General features: G+C 30.0%; 17 protein-coding genes. 10 read left to right on the top strand and 7 right to left on the bottom strand.

Annotated features, from left to right (window positions below):
- Positions 1-358: 358 nt before the first annotated feature.
- The 4 genes from ACZ5B9_RS10140 to ACZ5B9_RS10125 all read right to left on the bottom strand — a co-directional run bounded on the left by ACZ5B9_RS10140 (position 359) and on the right by ACZ5B9_RS10125 (position 3,994).
- Positions 359-1,435, bottom strand: coding sequence for a M24 family metallopeptidase (locus ACZ5B9_RS10140; protein ID WP_464422488.1), 1,077 nt, complete (start codon positions 1,433-1,435; stop codon positions 359-361).
- Positions 1,436-1,784: 349 nt separating this feature from the next.
- Positions 1,785-2,783 carry an energy transducer TonB gene (locus ACZ5B9_RS10135; RefSeq protein WP_464422487.1) on the bottom strand — a complete coding sequence of 333 codons (999 nt, stop codon included), beginning with the start codon at positions 2,781-2,783 and terminating at the stop codon, positions 1,785-1,787.
- A gap of 46 nt (positions 2,784-2,829) precedes the next feature.
- Positions 2,830-3,246 (bottom strand): ExbD/TolR family protein, encoded by a 417-nt coding sequence (locus ACZ5B9_RS10130; RefSeq protein WP_464422486.1) that lies wholly within the window; start codon positions 3,244-3,246, stop codon positions 2,830-2,832.
- Positions 3,247-3,367: 121 nt separating this feature from the next.
- Positions 3,368-3,994 carry a MotA/TolQ/ExbB proton channel family protein gene (locus ACZ5B9_RS10125; protein WP_464422485.1) on the bottom strand — a complete coding sequence of 209 codons (627 nt, stop codon included), beginning with the start codon at positions 3,992-3,994 and terminating at the stop codon, positions 3,368-3,370.
- Between the two features lie 492 nt (positions 3,995-4,486).
- Here ACZ5B9_RS10125 and trhA point away from each other — a divergent pair, with 492 nt between their 5' ends.
- A complete protein-coding gene (trhA, locus tag ACZ5B9_RS10120; RefSeq protein WP_464422484.1) occupies positions 4,487-5,173 on the top strand; it encodes a PAQR family membrane homeostasis protein TrhA in 687 nt (228 codons plus the stop codon).
- Between the two features lie 79 nt (positions 5,174-5,252).
- The gene (locus tag ACZ5B9_RS10115) at positions 5,253-5,834 is read left to right on the top strand and encodes a helix-turn-helix domain-containing protein (RefSeq protein ID WP_021769615.1); all 582 of its coding nucleotides are present in this window, start codon (positions 5,253-5,255) and stop codon (positions 5,832-5,834) included.
- A 95-nt stretch (positions 5,835-5,929) separates the two neighbouring features.
- On the opposite strand, the gene lgt is transcribed toward ACZ5B9_RS10115, so the two are convergent.
- The 3 genes from lgt to kdsA form a co-directional block, all read right to left on the bottom strand.
- The gene (gene lgt / locus ACZ5B9_RS10110) at positions 5,930-6,844 is read right to left on the bottom strand and encodes a prolipoprotein diacylglyceryl transferase (protein WP_021769614.1); all 915 of its coding nucleotides are present in this window, start codon (positions 6,842-6,844) and stop codon (positions 5,930-5,932) included.
- A gap of 117 nt (positions 6,845-6,961) precedes the next feature.
- Positions 6,962-8,047, bottom strand: coding sequence for a pyridoxal-phosphate-dependent aminotransferase family protein (locus ACZ5B9_RS10105; protein WP_464422483.1), 1,086 nt, complete (start codon positions 8,045-8,047; stop codon positions 6,962-6,964).
- 44 nt (positions 8,048-8,091) lie between these two features.
- The gene (gene kdsA / locus ACZ5B9_RS10100) at positions 8,092-8,928 is read right to left on the bottom strand and encodes a 3-deoxy-8-phosphooctulonate synthase (RefSeq protein WP_464422482.1); all 837 of its coding nucleotides are present in this window, start codon (positions 8,926-8,928) and stop codon (positions 8,092-8,094) included.
- A gap of 223 nt (positions 8,929-9,151) precedes the next feature.
- On the opposite strand from kdsA, the gene hemL reads away from it, so the two are divergent.
- The 8 genes from hemL to ACZ5B9_RS10060 all read left to right on the top strand — a co-directional run bounded on the left by hemL (position 9,152) and on the right by ACZ5B9_RS10060 (position 17,680).
- A complete protein-coding gene (gene hemL, locus ACZ5B9_RS10095) occupies positions 9,152-10,453 on the top strand; it encodes a glutamate-1-semialdehyde 2,1-aminomutase (RefSeq protein WP_464422481.1) in 1,302 nt (433 codons plus the stop codon).
- Between the two features lie 22 nt (positions 10,454-10,475).
- Positions 10,476-11,603, top strand: coding sequence for a nicotinate-nucleotide--dimethylbenzimidazole phosphoribosyltransferase (gene cobT, locus ACZ5B9_RS10090; RefSeq protein WP_464422480.1), 1,128 nt, complete (start codon positions 10,476-10,478; stop codon positions 11,601-11,603).
- A gap of 321 nt (positions 11,604-11,924) precedes the next feature.
- Positions 11,925-12,536: an outer membrane beta-barrel protein gene (locus tag ACZ5B9_RS10085; protein ID WP_464422479.1), complete on the top strand. Its 612-nt coding sequence runs from the start codon at positions 11,925-11,927 to the stop codon at positions 12,534-12,536.
- Positions 12,537-12,763: 227 nt separating this feature from the next.
- The gene (locus tag ACZ5B9_RS10080; RefSeq protein ID WP_464422478.1) at positions 12,764-13,543 is read left to right on the top strand and encodes a tetratricopeptide repeat protein; all 780 of its coding nucleotides are present in this window, start codon (positions 12,764-12,766) and stop codon (positions 13,541-13,543) included.
- A 35-nt stretch (positions 13,544-13,578) separates the two neighbouring features.
- Entirely contained in the window at positions 13,579-14,319 is a 741-nt protein-coding gene (locus tag ACZ5B9_RS10075; RefSeq protein WP_464422477.1) for a tetratricopeptide repeat protein, read from the top strand.
- Positions 14,320-14,461: 142 nt separating this feature from the next.
- Complete coding sequence (locus ACZ5B9_RS10070) at positions 14,462-14,623, top strand: LemA family protein (protein WP_464422476.1); 162 nt, start codon at positions 14,462-14,464, stop codon at positions 14,621-14,623.
- Positions 14,624-14,976: 353 nt separating this feature from the next.
- Positions 14,977-16,656, top strand: coding sequence for a dihydroxy-acid dehydratase (gene ilvD, locus ACZ5B9_RS10065; protein ID WP_464422475.1), 1,680 nt, complete (start codon positions 14,977-14,979; stop codon positions 16,654-16,656).
- 154 nt (positions 16,657-16,810) lie between these two features.
- Entirely contained in the window at positions 16,811-17,680 is an 870-nt protein-coding gene (locus ACZ5B9_RS10060) for a prolyl oligopeptidase family serine peptidase (RefSeq protein ID WP_464422474.1), read from the top strand.
- The last annotated feature ends 22 nt before the right edge of the window (positions 17,681-17,702 follow it).

Below are 17,702 nucleotides of genomic sequence, written 5' to 3'. Positions count from 1 at the left end.
AATTATTTTGTTTAATAACAGTTTTACTATTTTTATTATATTTTTTCTTTATTTATTTTCATAGGATTGCTCATTGCCGCAAATCCTCATCTTGCAGTAAAGATTTATCCTAATAATTAAAATTATGGCAAGATTGCTACGCAATAACCTATAGCTAGTCTACGACATTTTTCTGCACTGACAAAAAACTCGCTATGCTCAGACAGTTTTGCCAGCACAGAAAAATGCTCCGACGGATTAGTTTATGCTATACTCTGTTAAAAAATGAAAATTATATTTTAATTATTTGAAAATATTAGGTTTATATCCTCTATCGGAAAAGTTTGTAATAAATTTGTTATGTAAATCGAAAATAGAATTAACGCAAAATAATTAATTCCTTATTACTTTTATTCAATACTTCCCTACCATCTTTTTTAACTACAACGTCATCTTCAATTCTAACTCCGCCCCATCCGTCAAAATAAAGTCCTGGTTCAGAAGTTACAACCATATTTTCTTTCAGTTCAATATGTGAAGCGCTTGATAAGTAAGGTAATTCGTGAATTTCAGCACCAATTCCGTGTCCCAGTCCGTGTCCGAAATACTCGCCATAGCCTTTTTCAGTTAAAAAGTTTCTAACGACTTTGTCAACATCATCTGACATGATTCCTTCTTTTATAGTATTTACACCCAATATTTGCGCTTCTAAAACAGTATTATAAATTTCTACGTGTCTATCAGAAATATTGTCTCCATAGTAAACAGTTCTTGTCATATCTGACACATATCCTTCATAATATGCCCCAAAATCCATTGTAATAAATTCTTCTTTTTGAATCTTTTTGTCAGAAGCTACTCCGTGTGGCATAGCTGAACGGTATCCGCTGGCAAAAATTGTAGTAAATGAACGGTCATCAGCTCCTAATTTTCTTTGAATGTATTCCATATATGAAGAAACTTCCTTTTCAGAAACGCCTTCCTTTATAATTTTTAAAGCCTCTGAAAATGCTACATCACTAATTTCTACAGCCTTTTTAATAAGTGCAATTTCTTCTTCAGATTTTACCATTCTTTCCATTACAAGTTTATTTCCAACTGGTACTAATTCTACTTTAAAAATGTCTTTTATCGTTTGATAAAGAGAAAATGCCACATTCACATCTTCACATCCCACATTTTTTAGCCCAAATTTCTTTATATATTCTCCAACTGTCTGAAGTGAACCACGTGAGACTTCCACAAATTCAAATCCCATTTCACTAACTTGTTTAGTCGCTTGCGTCTTGTATCTAAAATCCGAAAAGAAAAAATTCCCGTTTTTTGTCGCAAGAGCAACTCCAGTCGTCCCAGTAAAGCCAGTAAAATATCGAAGGTTATACAAATCTGTAATAAATAATCCATCAATATTCAGTTCATTTAAAATTCTTGATAATTTTTCAGTTCTTTTTTCCATGTTTTTTCCCTCTTTTTTATTAAAATTTTTTTACTTTTAAAGTGTAACATAAATTCAAAATTTTTTCTATTTATTTTTATAAATGATATTAAGAAAAAGTTTAATTTTCTATTTTTAGTTTGATTAATAATTATTTCTTTAATTTATAATTTTTATATTTTTTAACGTAAGGGCATCAGACGCCATGCCCTTACAACCTGGCTTTACGCAAAACTTTCTTATAAAAGAAAAAGAAAACTCGCTTTTGAATACAAGTTATTTTAATATAAATAAATATCAATGATTTAAAGATTTTTTCAAAAGCTCAAACAATTCTTTTTCTTCTAACGAAATTTTGCTTAAAACATATTTAGTGAGTTTGTTTAAACCTAAATGGTTTTGTTATTACTCCAAATGAGCAATTGTTAGTTTTGAAATTTATTCTTATTCCTTTAGCGGCTCTTTTGGCTTCATTTAGAAAAATAGAACTTGCTCCTGAAGCTGAAATTACTGAGATGCCTCCTCCTCTAGTAAATTTTACTGTAACATTTACAACAACATTAAATTCTCTGTTTAAACGTTGACTGCCTTGTGGCATTTCCAATGTTTCTCTGTATGAAACTGAAAAATCAGTACCTTCATGACATCCCCCACCTCGTGTACTTCCAGATTTTTTATCATTTCCATTTCCAGAACTATTTGAATTCCCGCTTGTTCCTGTTCCATTTCCGTTTTTGTTACCTGTAGAGCTTCCGTTAGCAATATTTCCATTTTTATTTTCATGTGAAGTTCCTGAATTTGAGGAAATGTTTTTATGTCCAGAATTATTGGAAATAGTGGAGTTTGAAGCGGTTATGGTATTTTGTACTGACTTTGTGCTGGCAGAATTTCCTGTGGACTGTGAAATTACTGGTTGTGTAGCATTTTTAGGGGTGGAGGTAACTGGGGGGATAATTGGGTGTGATGTAGGTTTTGGTTGTTCTTTTTGTATGGTCTCTTGGGGTACTTTGGGAGGTTGTGGTAATGGTTGCTGTGGTTGTTTTTGCTGTATTGGTTGTGCTGGTGAAAGTTCGGGCTGTTTTGGATTTTTAGGCAGTTTATTTTCTTCTATGTTTTGAGCTTGGGAAATTGCATTGTTTTTATTTTGTGGATTGCCCTTTTGCAACCCGGCTGTTCCGTTGCTTTCCTCATTGTTATCCGTATCAACTGTGCTTTTTGTATTATTCTCTTCTAAAATGCTGTTTTTTAAGTCAACAACAATAGTCTGCTTTTCTTTTTTTTCTTCAAGTTTCTGCTTTAAAACTGGAGTTGCAATTGGAATAAGGAGTATTCCCAAGTTTATTGCAGCTGAAATTATGTAATATTTCATTTTTCACCTCCATTCGTTTTCTGTAAATATCTAATTTTACATACGTTTAATTTTTATTTTGAATATTTAAACTTATATTTTCTATGTTCATATTTTTTAAAATGCTCATTGTATCCACAATGTCCTTATATTCTAAATGTTCATCAGCAGTTAAAGTTATATTTTTTAATGCTTCCTTTGGTAATTTTGAAAATTCGGAAGCTATTTCATTTTGGGAAAGTTCTCTAGTTTTGTCGTCTATTTTTAAAAAGTATTTTTTATTTTTATTTACGATTACTTCTATTTTTGTATCTTCCTTTTTTTCAAGCTGTGCTGATGTTTTTGGGACTGACAGCTGAAATTGGGAATAATTGTTAAATGTAGTTGCAAGCATAAAAAATATTAGTAGCATAAAAATTACATCAATTAGGTTTAGCATTGATATATCAACGTTTTGACGTTTTCGTCTGTTAGAAAATTTCATATTTTTCTCCTAAGAAATTTGATTTGTAAATTTTACTTGAATTTGTTTGAAGTTAAACTAATCTAAATCAGATAAAATTAGTTTGGATTTTAAATCTAAGATTAGAATAAAAGGTTAAAAATCAATCTTTTACTCGGCTCAAAAATTGCAATGCTGCTCTTTCCATTTCTGCCACAATAACATCAATCCGTCTATTAAAATAATTATAAAAGACTAATGCAGGTATTGCAACTATTAATCCAAACGCAGTTGTGTAAAGTGCTTCTGAAATTCCGCCAGCTACTATTTTTGCAGTACTTGTACCGTTTCGGGTAAGGGCTGAAAAGGCTGCAATCATTCCTGTAACAGTTCCCAGAAGTCCAAGTTGAGGAGCAGCATTTACAACTGTTCCCAATAAACTCATGCCTTTTTCGAGTTCAGTAGTCTGCTCTAAAATACTTTCACTTATGATACCCTCGATAACCTGTCTATGTGAATTATCAAGTTCATCAAAGTTAATATCCATATTGGAAATAATTTTTGACACACTTTTAGAAACAGAATCTGTTTTATCTTTGCAAAGTTTTAAAATTTCTTCTCTGTTGCCTGTTCTAAGTGCTTTATAAAGCTGATTTTTCTCGTTTTCTGACAATTTTTTCTCTTTTGACAAAAAAGTATACATTTTTTCAATAATAACAGCAAGTCCAGATACTGAGGCAAGTAAAATTACCCACATAAATATTCCGCCGTCAAAAAGGTATTTTAACATAATTCGTCCTTCTTTCTCTTATTATTTTTGATATAAAATTATTTTACTATAAAAATATTTTTGTGTCAAATATTGTTTGTAAATAATAATATAATAATAATTTAGAAATTTAGTAATATATTTAATTTTTTTAGTTAAATTTTTAGTATATACAAGTAATTATTTTGTTTTAATTAAAATTTTTTAATTATAAATTGTTATTTTAGGTTGATTATAATCAAAATACCTGTTATAATAAATTATGTAATATAACAGGTGATATATTTGTATTTAAAAATTAAATAATTATAATTTGATAGTAAAAAAAAATCATTTTATAAGCAAAAAAAAATGGACTATTAAATTTTATATGGTATTATTATAATACAAAGTTAGTATTTTAAAATTGATTTTATATTCATATATATCTTATTAATCATTTATTTAAGCATAAAGATTGATTAACTGATGTGGTAAAACACAAAAAATATCTTTGTATATGAAAGGAAAAATATGAATAAAAAAACTAAGAATAAAAACGCTAATACGTTATTAGAAATACATAAAAAAGCAGAAAGTTTTTCACAAGGTGAGGAAATTGCTAATTTTGTGAGTCATACTGTTGGTGCTGGACTTGCTGTAATAGCTTTCATAGTACTTACGATACGTGCAAGCTGGAATCGAGATATAGGAACAATTATATCTTTTATGGCATTTGGATTTGGATTAGTTGTTTTATATACAATGTCTGCAATATATCACGGGTTAAAACCAGGAACAGCTAAAATGATTTTTGAAATTTTTGATCATTCTGCAATATATATTTTAATTGCAGCATCTTATACACCTTTTTTATACCTAGTCGTTGATTCTCCAATGAACAAAATTATATTGACGATTCAATGGATAGTGTGTATTTTAGGAATTGTTTTTAAAGCATTTTTTACTGGGAAATTTAAATTGTTTTCCACAATGCTATATTTAATAATGGGATGGATGATTGTATTTGCTTGGAATGATTTGATAAAGAATATAAATCAAGTTTCATTAATTTATTTAATTTTGGGTGGTGTTTTATACTCACTAGGAACAATTTTTTATTCATGGAAAATATGTAAATTTAATCATATGATTTGGCACATTTTTGTTATTTTAGGAAGTGTCTTTCATTTTTTGGCTGTATACTATTTAGTTTCATAAAAAATTTAAAACGGGGTAATTAAGGTACTTATTGTATTAAAAATGTAAATATATATTTTATTTTGGAAAGGGTAGTTTAATGGGAAGAAAATCGAAAATATCTAATGAACTAAAAATTGAGCTCGTAAAACGGGTATTATCAGGAGAAGCAAGCATTAAAAGTTTAGCAAAGGAATACAATATTGCAAAATCTTCATTAATGACTTGGAAAAAGAAATATGTTGAGATTGGCGAAGAAAGTATTATGGTTGGAGATAAAAATAGACGTTATAGCCGTGAAATTAAAGAAAAAGCTATCAAAAGCTATTTAAATAATGAAGGATCTTTGTTTGATATATGTAAAAAATATGATATTGCGTCTGTAAGTGTACTAAATTACTGGATTAGAGACTATAGAAGAAGTATGGATGCAAATGGAAATTATACAGTAGTAAAAAAACATATAAGAAAATCAATTGATGCAAAAGTTGAAGCTGTAGTATTTTGCCAAAATAATAATTATGATTATAATTTAACAATCAAGAAATTTGGCGTTTCATATCAACAAATTTATTCATGGGTAAAAAAATATGAAAAAGGTGGAGTTGACGCATTAGTCGATAATCGTGGAAAAAGACATCCTGAAAATAAAGATGAAAAATCTACTAAGAAAAAGAAATAATAAAAAACTGTCACGTTCTAATAAAATGAATTTGACAGTTTTTTTGTATATTTAAATTTTAAAGAGTTTTGTACAAAGAATTCTTAAATAGAAAATTATTCAGCTAATTTTGTTTCTTCTTTTTTAACTTCAATAGGTGTAAATTTTTTGTCTGGACTACTAAGATATTTTATTCCAATAATTGCAACAATAATCATAGCTATACTTATTAGATATGGAAGTCTGATTCCAAAAAGTAACAAATCTTCGGCTCTAAATGTGCTTACAAACATTCTAATGATTGCATACATAATTAAATAAATCATTGATAAAACTCCAGGGTTATATTCTTTTTTTCTAAAATAGAACCAAAGAATTATAAAGCCAATCAAATTTAAAAATGCTTCATAAAGCATAGCTGGATGTAATGGTAAATTTGGAAATTCTGAACCAGCAGGCGTATCTAATGGAAAACTTATTCCCCAAGGCACAAGCTGTTTAAACTGAGTTTTTGCAGCAATGCTCATCGCTTGATATTCTGACCACCATTTAGTAAATGTTCCTGAAAAAATTACACTAAGTGGAGTAAATGTTGGTACACCGTGTACTTCCCCATTTGCCAGATTTCCAAATCTTCCTAAAAATTGTCCAAATAGTAAAGGTCCAACAGCCATATCTGTGAGTACCCACAAACTTCGCTTATTTTTTTTAGCATATAAATATGAACCTATGAATGCACCAATAATCCCACCATGAATGGCAAGTCCGCCTTCCCAGATATAAAAAATTGATAAAGGATTTCCTATATAATCTGAAAATTTGAAAATAACATAATAAAGTCTTGCTCCAATCAATCCAGCCAAAATTGTTGTAAATGCAAAATCTTCAATAATTTTTCTATCATCAACGCCTCTTTTTTCGGCAACATCATCAGCAAGTGCGATAAACATTCCAAAAAGAAAGGCCAAAATATACATTAAACTATAAATTCTAAGTTCAAAACCTCCAATTTTAAATAAATATGGTTTCATTTACGCTCCTTTTCAATATTTTGCAACAGGAACTGTTAAAGTATTGTATTTTTATTTGTTATTAATAAATAAAATTCTTTAAGACAGTTCCATTACTTTATTTATTTTTTGTAAATTTTATAATTGTTTTTTTAATTCTTCTTCAAAGATTACAAAGAAGTCATCAATCTGCTCTTTTGAAATTTGTCCTAAAATTCCAATTCTCATAAGGCTTTCAGCATATTTACCTTTTCCACCTGTAACAGTGTATCCTTTTTCTTCAAGAGCCGCAATAATTGATTTTATAACAATTCCTTCTCTATACACTGAAATTAATGTATTTGTTCTATTTTCTTCATTTTTTACTAATAGTTCAAATCCTAATTTTTGTGCTTTTTCTTCAACATATTTTCTTAAATCGTGTTTTTGTTTAATTGTGCTTTCAACTCCATTTTTAACTAAGTCTTTTAGCGATTGATTTAATGCTAAAATTAAAGCGATTGCTGGAGTATACGGTGTTTCTGCGTTAGCATCAAAATACTTTTCATATTGTTTCAAATCAAAATAGTATTTTGGCAAATCAGACGTTTCCATAGCTTTTTTTGCCTTGTCACTTACAGCAACAAAAGCAAGTCCTGGTGGTATTAAAAATGCTTTTTGGCTTCCTGCGATTGCTACATCAATGTGCCAAGCGTCAAAATCAAAATCATTTACTACAAGTCCACTAATTGTATCAACAACTAATAGAATATCAGTATTTTTTGTTAAATCTCCAAGTGCCTTTATATTATTTAAAATTCCAACTGAAGTTTCGCTATGAGTTGCTAGAATTCCTTTTAAATCAGAGTTTTCAGCAATAACTTCCTTTACATCGTCTAGGTTATAGCTTTCTCCAAATTCATACTGTAAATTAATTACATTTAAACCATAAATTTCAGCAATTTTTCTAAATCTGTCTCCAAAATATCCAGTATTTATTACTAAAACTTTATCTCCTTTTGAAAAGAAATTTACAATGGCAGTTTCCATTGAGCCTGTTCCAGATGAAGTAAGTATAGCTACATCATTTGTTGTTTTAAAGACTTTTTTCAAGTTTTCATTGTTTTCTTTCATAATTCTTCTAAATTCAGGTGTTCTGTGATGAATAATATCATTTCCCAAAATTTCTAAATATTCTTCGGGTATGTTAGTTGGCCCGGGTGTTAATAATAATTTTGAACTCATAATCATAATCCTCCTAAAAATTTATTAAAATAGATATTTTTATTTTATAATTCTTTTGTCAATTTATCATACTGTAATAATTTTGTTAAAATATCTTCAACATTGTCAAGTTTTAACATATTTGGTCCATCAGATAATCCTTTGTCAGGTTCAGGATGTACTTCTGCAAAAACTCCGTCAACTCCAACAGATACAGCTGCTCTAGCAAGTGGATAAACATAAGCACGGTTTCCTCCTGAAGTTTCTCCTTGTCCTCCTGGAATTTGTACTGAATGTGTTGCATCAAACACAACAGGATAGCCAAATTTTCTCATTTCCAGAAGTCCACGCATATCTACGACTAAATTATTGTATCCAAATGAAGCCCCACGTTCGCAAAGCATTATATTTTCATTTCCAACTTCTTCAAATTTTCTTACAACATTTTTCATATCCCAAGGTGCTAAAAATTGTCCTTTTTTTATATTCACAGCTTTTCCAGTTTCTGCAGCGGCAATAAGCAAGTCGGTTTGTCGTGATAAAAATGCAGGTATTTGAAGCAAATCAATTACTTTGGAAGCTTCTTTGCATTGCCAAGGTTCGTGAATGTCTGTTGCAAGAGCCACACCGTATTTTTCTTTAACTCGTGCCAAAATTTCAAGTCCTTTTGTAAGTCCTGGACCTCTAAACGAGGAAATAGAAGAACGGTTAGCCTTATCAAATGAAGCCTTAAAAACATATTGAATCCCTAGCTTGTTAGTGATGTCCTTCATTTTCCCAGCCACTTCCATAACCAAATCTTCTGATTCAATCACGCAAGGTCCAGCAATCAAAAAAATCTTATCATTACCAATAGTAAGATTATCAGTAATCTTGACTTTTTTCACTTTATCTATCAACATAAGATCAATCCTTTCCTAAAAAAAATTCTTATATTTCATTTTATCATAATATTGTTTTTTTTGCTAATTTTTTTCTAAAAAATATAGAATAAAAATTTATGATTTCATCTTATTATTTTAATTAGTAAATTTTTTTAAAATTACTAACTTGAATCAATATTTGCAAAATAAAATAAATATGATAAAATGGAGAAAATATTATTTAGAAAAGAGGGAAATTTTAATGAAAACAGATAATTCAAAAAAAATTTATGAAAAAGCTAAAAAATCAATACCAGGTGGAGTAAATAGTCCAGTTAGAGCATTTCAGTCGGTGGATAAGGAATATCCGATTTTTATTAAAAGGGGAAATGGGAGTAAACTTTATGATGAGGATGAAAATGAGTATGTGGATATGATAGGTTCTTGGGGACCAATGATTTTGGGACATAATTATCCAAAAGTTTTGGAAGTTGTAAAGAAAGAACTTGAAAATGGAACTTCTTTTGGGCTTCCTACGAAAAAGGAAGTAGAACTGGCAGAACTTGTAAAGAGCTGTTTTCCATCAATTGAAAAATTAAGATTGACTACTTCGGGGACAGAAGCGGCTATGGCAAGTGTGAGAGTTGCTCGTGCATTTACTGGAAAAAATAAGATTATAAAATTTGAAGGATGTTATCACGGACATTCAGATTCATTACTGGTTAAGGCAGGATCAGGGCTTTTAACATTTGAGCATCAGGATAGTAACGGGATTACTGAGGGAGTTGTGAAGGATACGATAACATTGCCTTTTGGAGATTTTGATAAATTAAAGAAAATTTTGGAAAATGATAATGATATTGCATGTGTGATTATTGAGCCAATTCCAGCAAATATGGGGCTTATTGAAACAGAAAAGGAATATTTGGAAAAAGTACGTGAAATTACAAAAGAAAAAAATGTGGTGTTAATTTTTGATGAGGTAATTTCTGGATTTAGAGTTTCATTAGGTGGTGTTCAAAAAGTATTTGGAATTACACCTGATTTAACTGTTCTTGGAAAAATTATTGGCGGTGGTTATCCAGTTGGTGGATTTGGTGGAAAAAAAGAAATTATGAACTTAATTTCGCCAGTTGGTAATGTTTATCACGCTGGAACGCTTTCTGGAAATCCAATTTCAGTTGCTGCAGGAATAGAAACAATTTCGATTTTGAAGGAAAATCCTGAAATTTATGAAAATGTAAATAAAAAAACAGAGAATTTGGTAAATAAGATTAATGAATTAATAAAAAAATATGATATTCCAGCAAGTGTAAACCATTTTGGAAGTCTTTTTACAATATTTTTTGCAAAGGAAAAAGTGAAAACTTTGGAAGATGCAATGAGTACAAATGATGAATTTTACAGCATATATTTTGATACAATGCTTGAAAATGGAGTAATTGTTCCACCTTCAAAATATGAGGCACATTTTGTTTCTTATATTCACAATGATGAGGATGTGGAAAAGTTGTTGAAGGGTGTGGAAAAAACTTTTCAAAAAATTGCTGAAAAATTAAAATAAATTTGTAAATAGAGGAATATATATGGAAAGCATAAAGAGTAAAATTACAGGAGAAGTTTTATTTGATACAATAAAAAAAATAACAACTTTAGATAGAAATAAAATGAAAAAAAAGGAAAATGAACTCAATTCATTGCTAAAAACTCCAAAAGGGCTGGGGAAACTGGAAGAACTGGCAATCAGGCTTGAGGGAATGAGCAAAAATTATAAACCTTGCAAAAAAATGGTGCTTGTAATGGCAGCCGATAACGGTGTGGAAAGAGAAAAGGTCAGCAAATCTAAAAGAGTAATAACACAGTATGTAGTGGAAGCAATGTTAAATGGCAAATCATCAATTAACGCTCTCTCTATGGTATATAATGCTGATGTGAGAGTGGTAGATCTGGGAATTGATGAGAGTTCAGACATTAAAAAAGAAATAGATTTATCAGGAATCATCAACAGAAAAATTATAGAATCTGGCACTAACAATATTGCTAAAGGAGCCGCAATGGAGTATGAAGATGCTGTGAAGGCTATAGAAACTGGGATTGAAGTGGTTGACAAGTTTGCAAGGGACGGATACAATTTATTTGCAACTGGAGAAATGGGGATTGGAAATACTACGACTAGTAGTGCCATTTTAAAGGTTCTGACAGATTTGTCGCTAGATGAGATTGTCGGATATGGAAGCGGAATTGATGATAAAACTTTGAAGCATAAAAAGAATGTCGTTAAAAAAGCGGTTGAAGTGAATGGATTGTCAAAATTTTTTGAAGAAAATATAAATGGAACAGAAAAAAAAGAAAAATTTGAAAAAAATAAAATAATAGATGTACTGGCAAAAGTTGGGGGACTTGATATTGCTGGAATGGTGGGAACTTATCTAGGATGTGCAAAAAACCGTGTGCCTGTCGTGATAGATGGTTTTATTTCAGCGATTTCTGCCCTTGTTGCATATAAAATTTGTCCAAACTGCAGGAATTTTATGATTGCTTCCCACTTGAGCGAAGAGCCTGGAATGAAGTATATTATGAAGGAGCTGGATTTAGAGCCAATGCTCTTTATGAATATGAAATTGGGGGAAGGTACTGGAGCTGTTGTGATGTTCCCTGTGATTGAGGGAGCTTGTAATATTACTGAAGTTGTAAGAAAATATCCTGATGTATAAGATTAGAATGTATTGTTTAAACTATTTAGTTTTTTAGTTTTTATTTTGTTTAGTGTCATATAAATTTATTTGTATATTTTTTAATAAGAGAAATGATAAGATAAAACTTTTTTTATTTAATAAAACAAGTTTTAGATATATTTTTATAAAGTATTTATCATAAATATTCAATGCTTTATTTTTAAGACTTTGAAGTAAATGTATCATCAGGTGTTATATTTTTTAAAATAAGTTGTTGACAAAACATTAAAAATTTGATACTACGCTAATAATTAACAAAAATTTTGTTAAAATAAAAACTAAGAATTGGAGGTAATTTTTGTGAAAAAATTATTATTATTGGGATTAGTTGTAAGTGCAACTGCTATGGCAGATGTAGTTGAACTTAGAGTAGGTAGTGATTTAGCTCATAATGGTAAATTTAAAGGTGGACAATATAGTGGGTCTAATGTTAAACTTAAGAAAAAATCTACAAGAAATGGTTTTGAACTTGCTGGAGAATATAGAAAATCTCTTACAGATACTTGGGAATTAGGAGGGGGAATCGCTTACAGATTTAATAGAATTTCTGAAGAAGGTACTGAAAAAAAAGGATTACATCAAGTACCTCTATACCTTACTACAAGATATAATTTTAAAAATTCATCTGAAATAACACCTTATGTTAAAGCAAATTTAGGATATGCTTTTAATAATGGTAAATTAAAAAATAGAAATGCTTTTTATGATTTTGAAGCCAAATTTAAAAGTGGATTTTATACAGGACTTGGTACAGGAGTGCAATATAAAAATTTTGTAGCAGATTTAAGTTATAATTGGAATAATACAAGGGTTGAACGTACATATAAAGGCGTAACTACTACTGTTAAGGATAAATTTACTCTTAGTCATGGAACACTTACTTTAGGAGTAGGTTACTCATTTGGATTATAATTAAATATAAAATAAAAAACAAATATTTTAACTGTCTTTCAAAATAGAAGGGCAGTTTTTTTGTGGAAATAAAAAACAAAATTTAATGATTTTTATAAAAATTTTAAGGTTATTAATTTTAATACTATTAAATGTAAAATTTTGATTTTTTTAATAATTGTGATACAATGAACAAAGAAAATTTCGCTAAATAAAAACAATGAAATATTGAAAAAGGCAGGTAGAAAATGAAAAAAATATTAGTTTTTATGGTGATTCTAGCTAATTTAGTTTTTGGAGTGCAAGTGTTTGCAGAAATAAATTCTAAGGAATTTGAAAAAGTGATGGGGAAAGTAGCAAAAGAATACGATAAAGGGAACAAGCAGAAAGCATTGTCAATGTTAAAAGGAGAGATACAAAAAAATCCTTCTAATATTAGATTAAAAGTTATGTTGGGAATGTTTTATAATGTTATGGGTAGAAAGAACGAAAGTGAAAAGGAATTAAATGAGGCAGTAGAGTTGCAGAAAAAATATCCTTATATAGCAGATAATGGTAAAAAATATGATGTAAGGCTAGTGATTGGCATATTATATATCTATCAAACGGATTATAAGAAAGCATTACAATGGTTTAGTGAAATTGATAATACAACTTTTGAAAAAATAGATGAAATGGATCTTGTAATGGGTACTTTAAATTATAGATTGGGAAATACAGAAGAAGCAAAAAAATATTTATTAAAATCCTACATCAAGGATGAAGAAGGTATGTCACAAAATATTTTAGGGCAAATTTATCTTGCTGAAGGGAATCAGAAAGAGGCTAGAAAATGGTTTTTAGAATCCTCAGATAAAGGAAATTCAGGAGGCCAAGCGAATCTAGGGATTTTGTACTATCAGCAGAGAGACAAGAATGCAGCATTAAAATGGCTAAAAAAATCTTTTGAAACAGCGAAAAAGGAAAAAGATCAAAAACAAATGAAAGATATACAGGAGATTATTAAAGAAGTTGAGAGTAATAACTAAGTTTATTAATATAGGAGATAGAAAGAAGGGACATTATGAAAAAATATTTGATTTTGTTATTAGTAATTACAAATTTAGGATTAGGAGTTCAAAGCTTTTCAGCGATGACAAAAGAAGAAAAAACAAAATTAGAAAAACAGATAGATGATGCTTATGGAAAAAATGATAAGAAAAAATTGGAAACTTTAATTACAAAATATGTAAATGAATTTCCAAACAATGCAGATTATTTAAATAGGTTGGCAGTTTTATATACTAATCAAAAAAATTATTCAGAGGCTGAAAAGTGGTATTTAAAAGCCATAGAAAAGGGTAACTTTACAGCAATTTCAAATATAGCATATTTATATTTTGAAAAAAAAGATTATGAAAAATCAATAAAGTATTATAAAGAATATCAAAAGTTGGTGGATAATCCCGATAATTATCTTTGGATTGCAGCAGCATATTATGAAATGGACGATTATAAAAATGCAAAAGAATGGTATTTAAAGGTAGCTAAATTTGAGAAAGATGGATTTTCGGAAAATAAATTGGGGGTAATGTTTGAAGAGGAAGGCAATCAAAAAGAAGCATTAAAATGGTATCAAGCCTCTGTTCAAAAAGGATATCCATGGGCATATTATAATCTGACGAACTTTTATGCTGGGTTAGGAGATTCTGAAACAGCAGAAAAATGGGCTAAAAAAGGAATGGAAATATCTAAAAAAGCAGATGATTCAGAATTGAAGAAATATTTACAAGAAGCACTAGATGTTATTCAAAAAGCAAAATAAATTTTATTTAATTTGAAATTGTAAAGATTAATGAAATATATAAGTCATATATATAACATATATTTTACAAAATGATTGATTTTTGTTATAATAATTTCATAGCAAGAGAAAGAAGCAAAAAAATTAAAAATTGGAGGAAATTATGTCATTATTAATTTTAGTCTTATCATTATTACTGATTATTCAAATTTTAGAAATTGTAATTGTGCAAAACCAAAAATATGTTGCCTTAAAAATTTCTGAAAATGATTTTCTTATGTCGGTAAATGGTAGAGATGTAATGACTAATTTTGTTAGAAAATAGTTAATAAAATCATATGCAGTATTAATAATAAAAAACTTGAGGCGATTTATATTTAAAAATCGTCTTTTATTTTTTTAGAAGTAAAAGTAAATTTAAAAAAATTTGCTGTACACATATAAAAAAGTAAAAAAAATATAAAAAATGTGATAAAATATAGATAAAGCCAATTAAAATTGAGTATATAAACTTAGATTTTAGATTGGAATTAAAGAATTTTGGTATTTAATCAAATAGTTTTGAGGCTGATAAAACAGAATCAAGCTAGCTTTATTGAAATATATATAAGAAAAATAGTGAAACATTTGAATTGGATACATTTGTGAAATATAAAAATTTTTAGGAGAGTGAAATCAATGACAATGAAAGGAAAAGGAAGAAGTAACAACTTAACAAGAGGAGAGGCTAGAGCGCCACACAGATCGCTTTTGAAAGGGTTAGGATTTACAAGTGAGGAAATGGATCGTCCAATTATTGGGATTGCTAATTCATTTAATGAAATTATACCGGGGCATGTACATTTGAAAAATTTGGTTCAGGCTGTGAAGGACGGTATAAGAATGGCTGGAGGAGTTCCAATGGAATTTAATACAATTGGAATTTGTGATGGACTTGCAATGAATCATATTGGGATGAAATTTTCACTGGTAACAAGAAACATAATCGCAGATTCGATTGAAGCAGTTGCAATGGCTACTCCGTTTGATGCGATTGTATTTATGCCAAACTGTGATAAGGTAGTGCCTGGGATGTTAATTGCAGCTGCAAGACTAAATATACCTTCAATATTTGTAAGTGGAGGAGCGATGCTTGCGGGAGTGTATAAAGGTAAGAAGATAGGGCTTAGTAATGTGTTTGAAGCAGTTGGAGAATATGAAGCTGGATTAATAACTAAAAGAGAACTTAATTCCGTTGAAGAAATGGCATGTCCGACTTGCGGATCTTGTGCAGGAATGTATACGGCAAATACAATGAACTGCCTAACAGAAGCACTTGGACTAGGGCTTCCAGGAAACGGAACTGTACCAGCGGTATTTTCAGAAAGAATACGGCTTGCTAAAAAAGCTGGGATGCAAATTATGGAAGTATTGAAAGCAGATGTTCGTCCAAAAGATATTTTGACAAGAGAAGCATTTGAAAATGCTGTTGCAATGGATATGGCTCTTGGTGGATCATCAAATACAGCTCTGCATTTACCAGCGATAGCACATGAAGCAGGAATAAAATTGACATTGGAGGATTTTAATGAAATTGCAAAAATAACTCCACAATTGTGTAAATTATCGCCATCTGGAGAACATTTTATAGAAGACTTGTACAGAGCAGGCGGAGTAACAGGTGTTATGAAAAGAATGCTTGAAAATGGAAGATTGCATGAAAATACAAAAACTGTAGCATTGCGTACTCAAGGTGAACTTGCAAAAGAAGCATTTATAAATGATGATGATGTAATCAAGCCTTGGGATAAGCCAGCCTACAAAACTGGTGGAATTGCAGTATTAAAAGGGAACTTAGCACCAGATGGCTGCGTTGTTAAAGAAGGGGCAGTAGATCCAGAAATGCTGCAGCATACAGGACCAGCAAAAGTATTTAATAGTGAGGAAGAAGCTGTAGAAGCAATTGTTGGTGGAAAAATCGTAGCAGGAGATGTTGTAATTATTAGATATGAAGGACCAAAAGGTGGGCCTGGAATGAGAGAAATGTTATCGCCAACAGCTATGATTGCTGGAATGGGACTTGATAAAGATGTTGCATTAATTACAGATGGAAGATTTTCAGGAGCGACAAGAGGAGCTTCAATTGGACATGTTTCGCCAGAGGCCGCTTCGGGTGGAAATATTGCTATAGTTCAAGATGGGGATATTGTTGAAATTGATATTCCGAACAGAGCAATTAATATCAAAGTTTCGGATGAGGAAATTGAAGCAAGAAAAGCTAAATTGGAGCCATTCAAAATTGAAGTAAAAGGGTATTTGAAAAAATATGCGATGCACGTGTCTTCTGCCGATAGAGGGGCTATTGAGATATTGGATTAACATTTGAATCTTTTTTATTAGAATATTAGATTTGAATTATATAAGAACATTAACAAGGAGTCAAGATTCCTTGCCAAGAATAAAAAAAATTATTAATGAAATATATTAGGCATTTACAAATAACAAAAAATCTTTTTATAAGGAGAAGATAGAAATGGGAAATGGTGGAGAAAGTAAAGTTTTAAATATTAAGCTGACACAAGAGAAGATAAAATCAATAGTGAATGTTACTTATTCACAGCCAGTCAGCTATTTTAGAAAAAACATAAAATTGGAAATGGATATTTTAAAACCTAATAGAGAAGGGAAATTTCCAACAGTGCTGTTCGTAACAGGTGGCTCATTTGCACATAGCTACAAGGAAAATTATTTACAGCAAAGAATTGAAATTGCAAAGGCTGGCTATGTGGTTGCAAGCATGGAATATAGAACTATTCCTGATGGAGTATTTCCGCAAAGTGTGGAAGATGTAAAATCAGCAATCAGATTTTTGAAGGCTAATGCTGATGAATATGGCATAGATAAGGAAAGAATAGCTATAATGGGTGATTCTGCTGGTGGATATCTTGTAGCAATGGCTGGAGCGACAAATGGAACAAGAGATTTTGACAAGGGTGAAAATTTATCTGAAAATAGCGATATAAAGGCAGTTATTGATATTTATGGAGTAACAGACTTTGGAGAAGTGGATTTTGAAATTCCAGATGATATTGATGAAGGTTACAGGGCAATATTATTATCAGTGAAATTTTGGCTAAATGATGTAAGAAATGATATAAAAGTAACAAACCCAATATCGTATATTTCCGATAAAACGCCACCATTCCTATTGATGCACGGAGACGCAGACACTTTAGTCCCTCCAATCCATACAGAAAAACTTCACAAGGCATTAATTGAAAAAGGGATAGAATCAACAAGATATGTAGTAACTGGGGCAGGACATTCTGATGAATATTGGTTTCAGCCAGAAATTGTAAATATAATAATAGAGTTTTTAAAGGAAAAGATAAAAAATATATGATTCTTATTTTAAAATATTTGAT

The organism is Leptotrichia sp. SK-5, assembly GCF_055387215.1.
The sequence above is the reverse complement of the archived record's forward strand: the minus strand, read 5'-3'. Positions and strand labels throughout refer to the sequence as shown.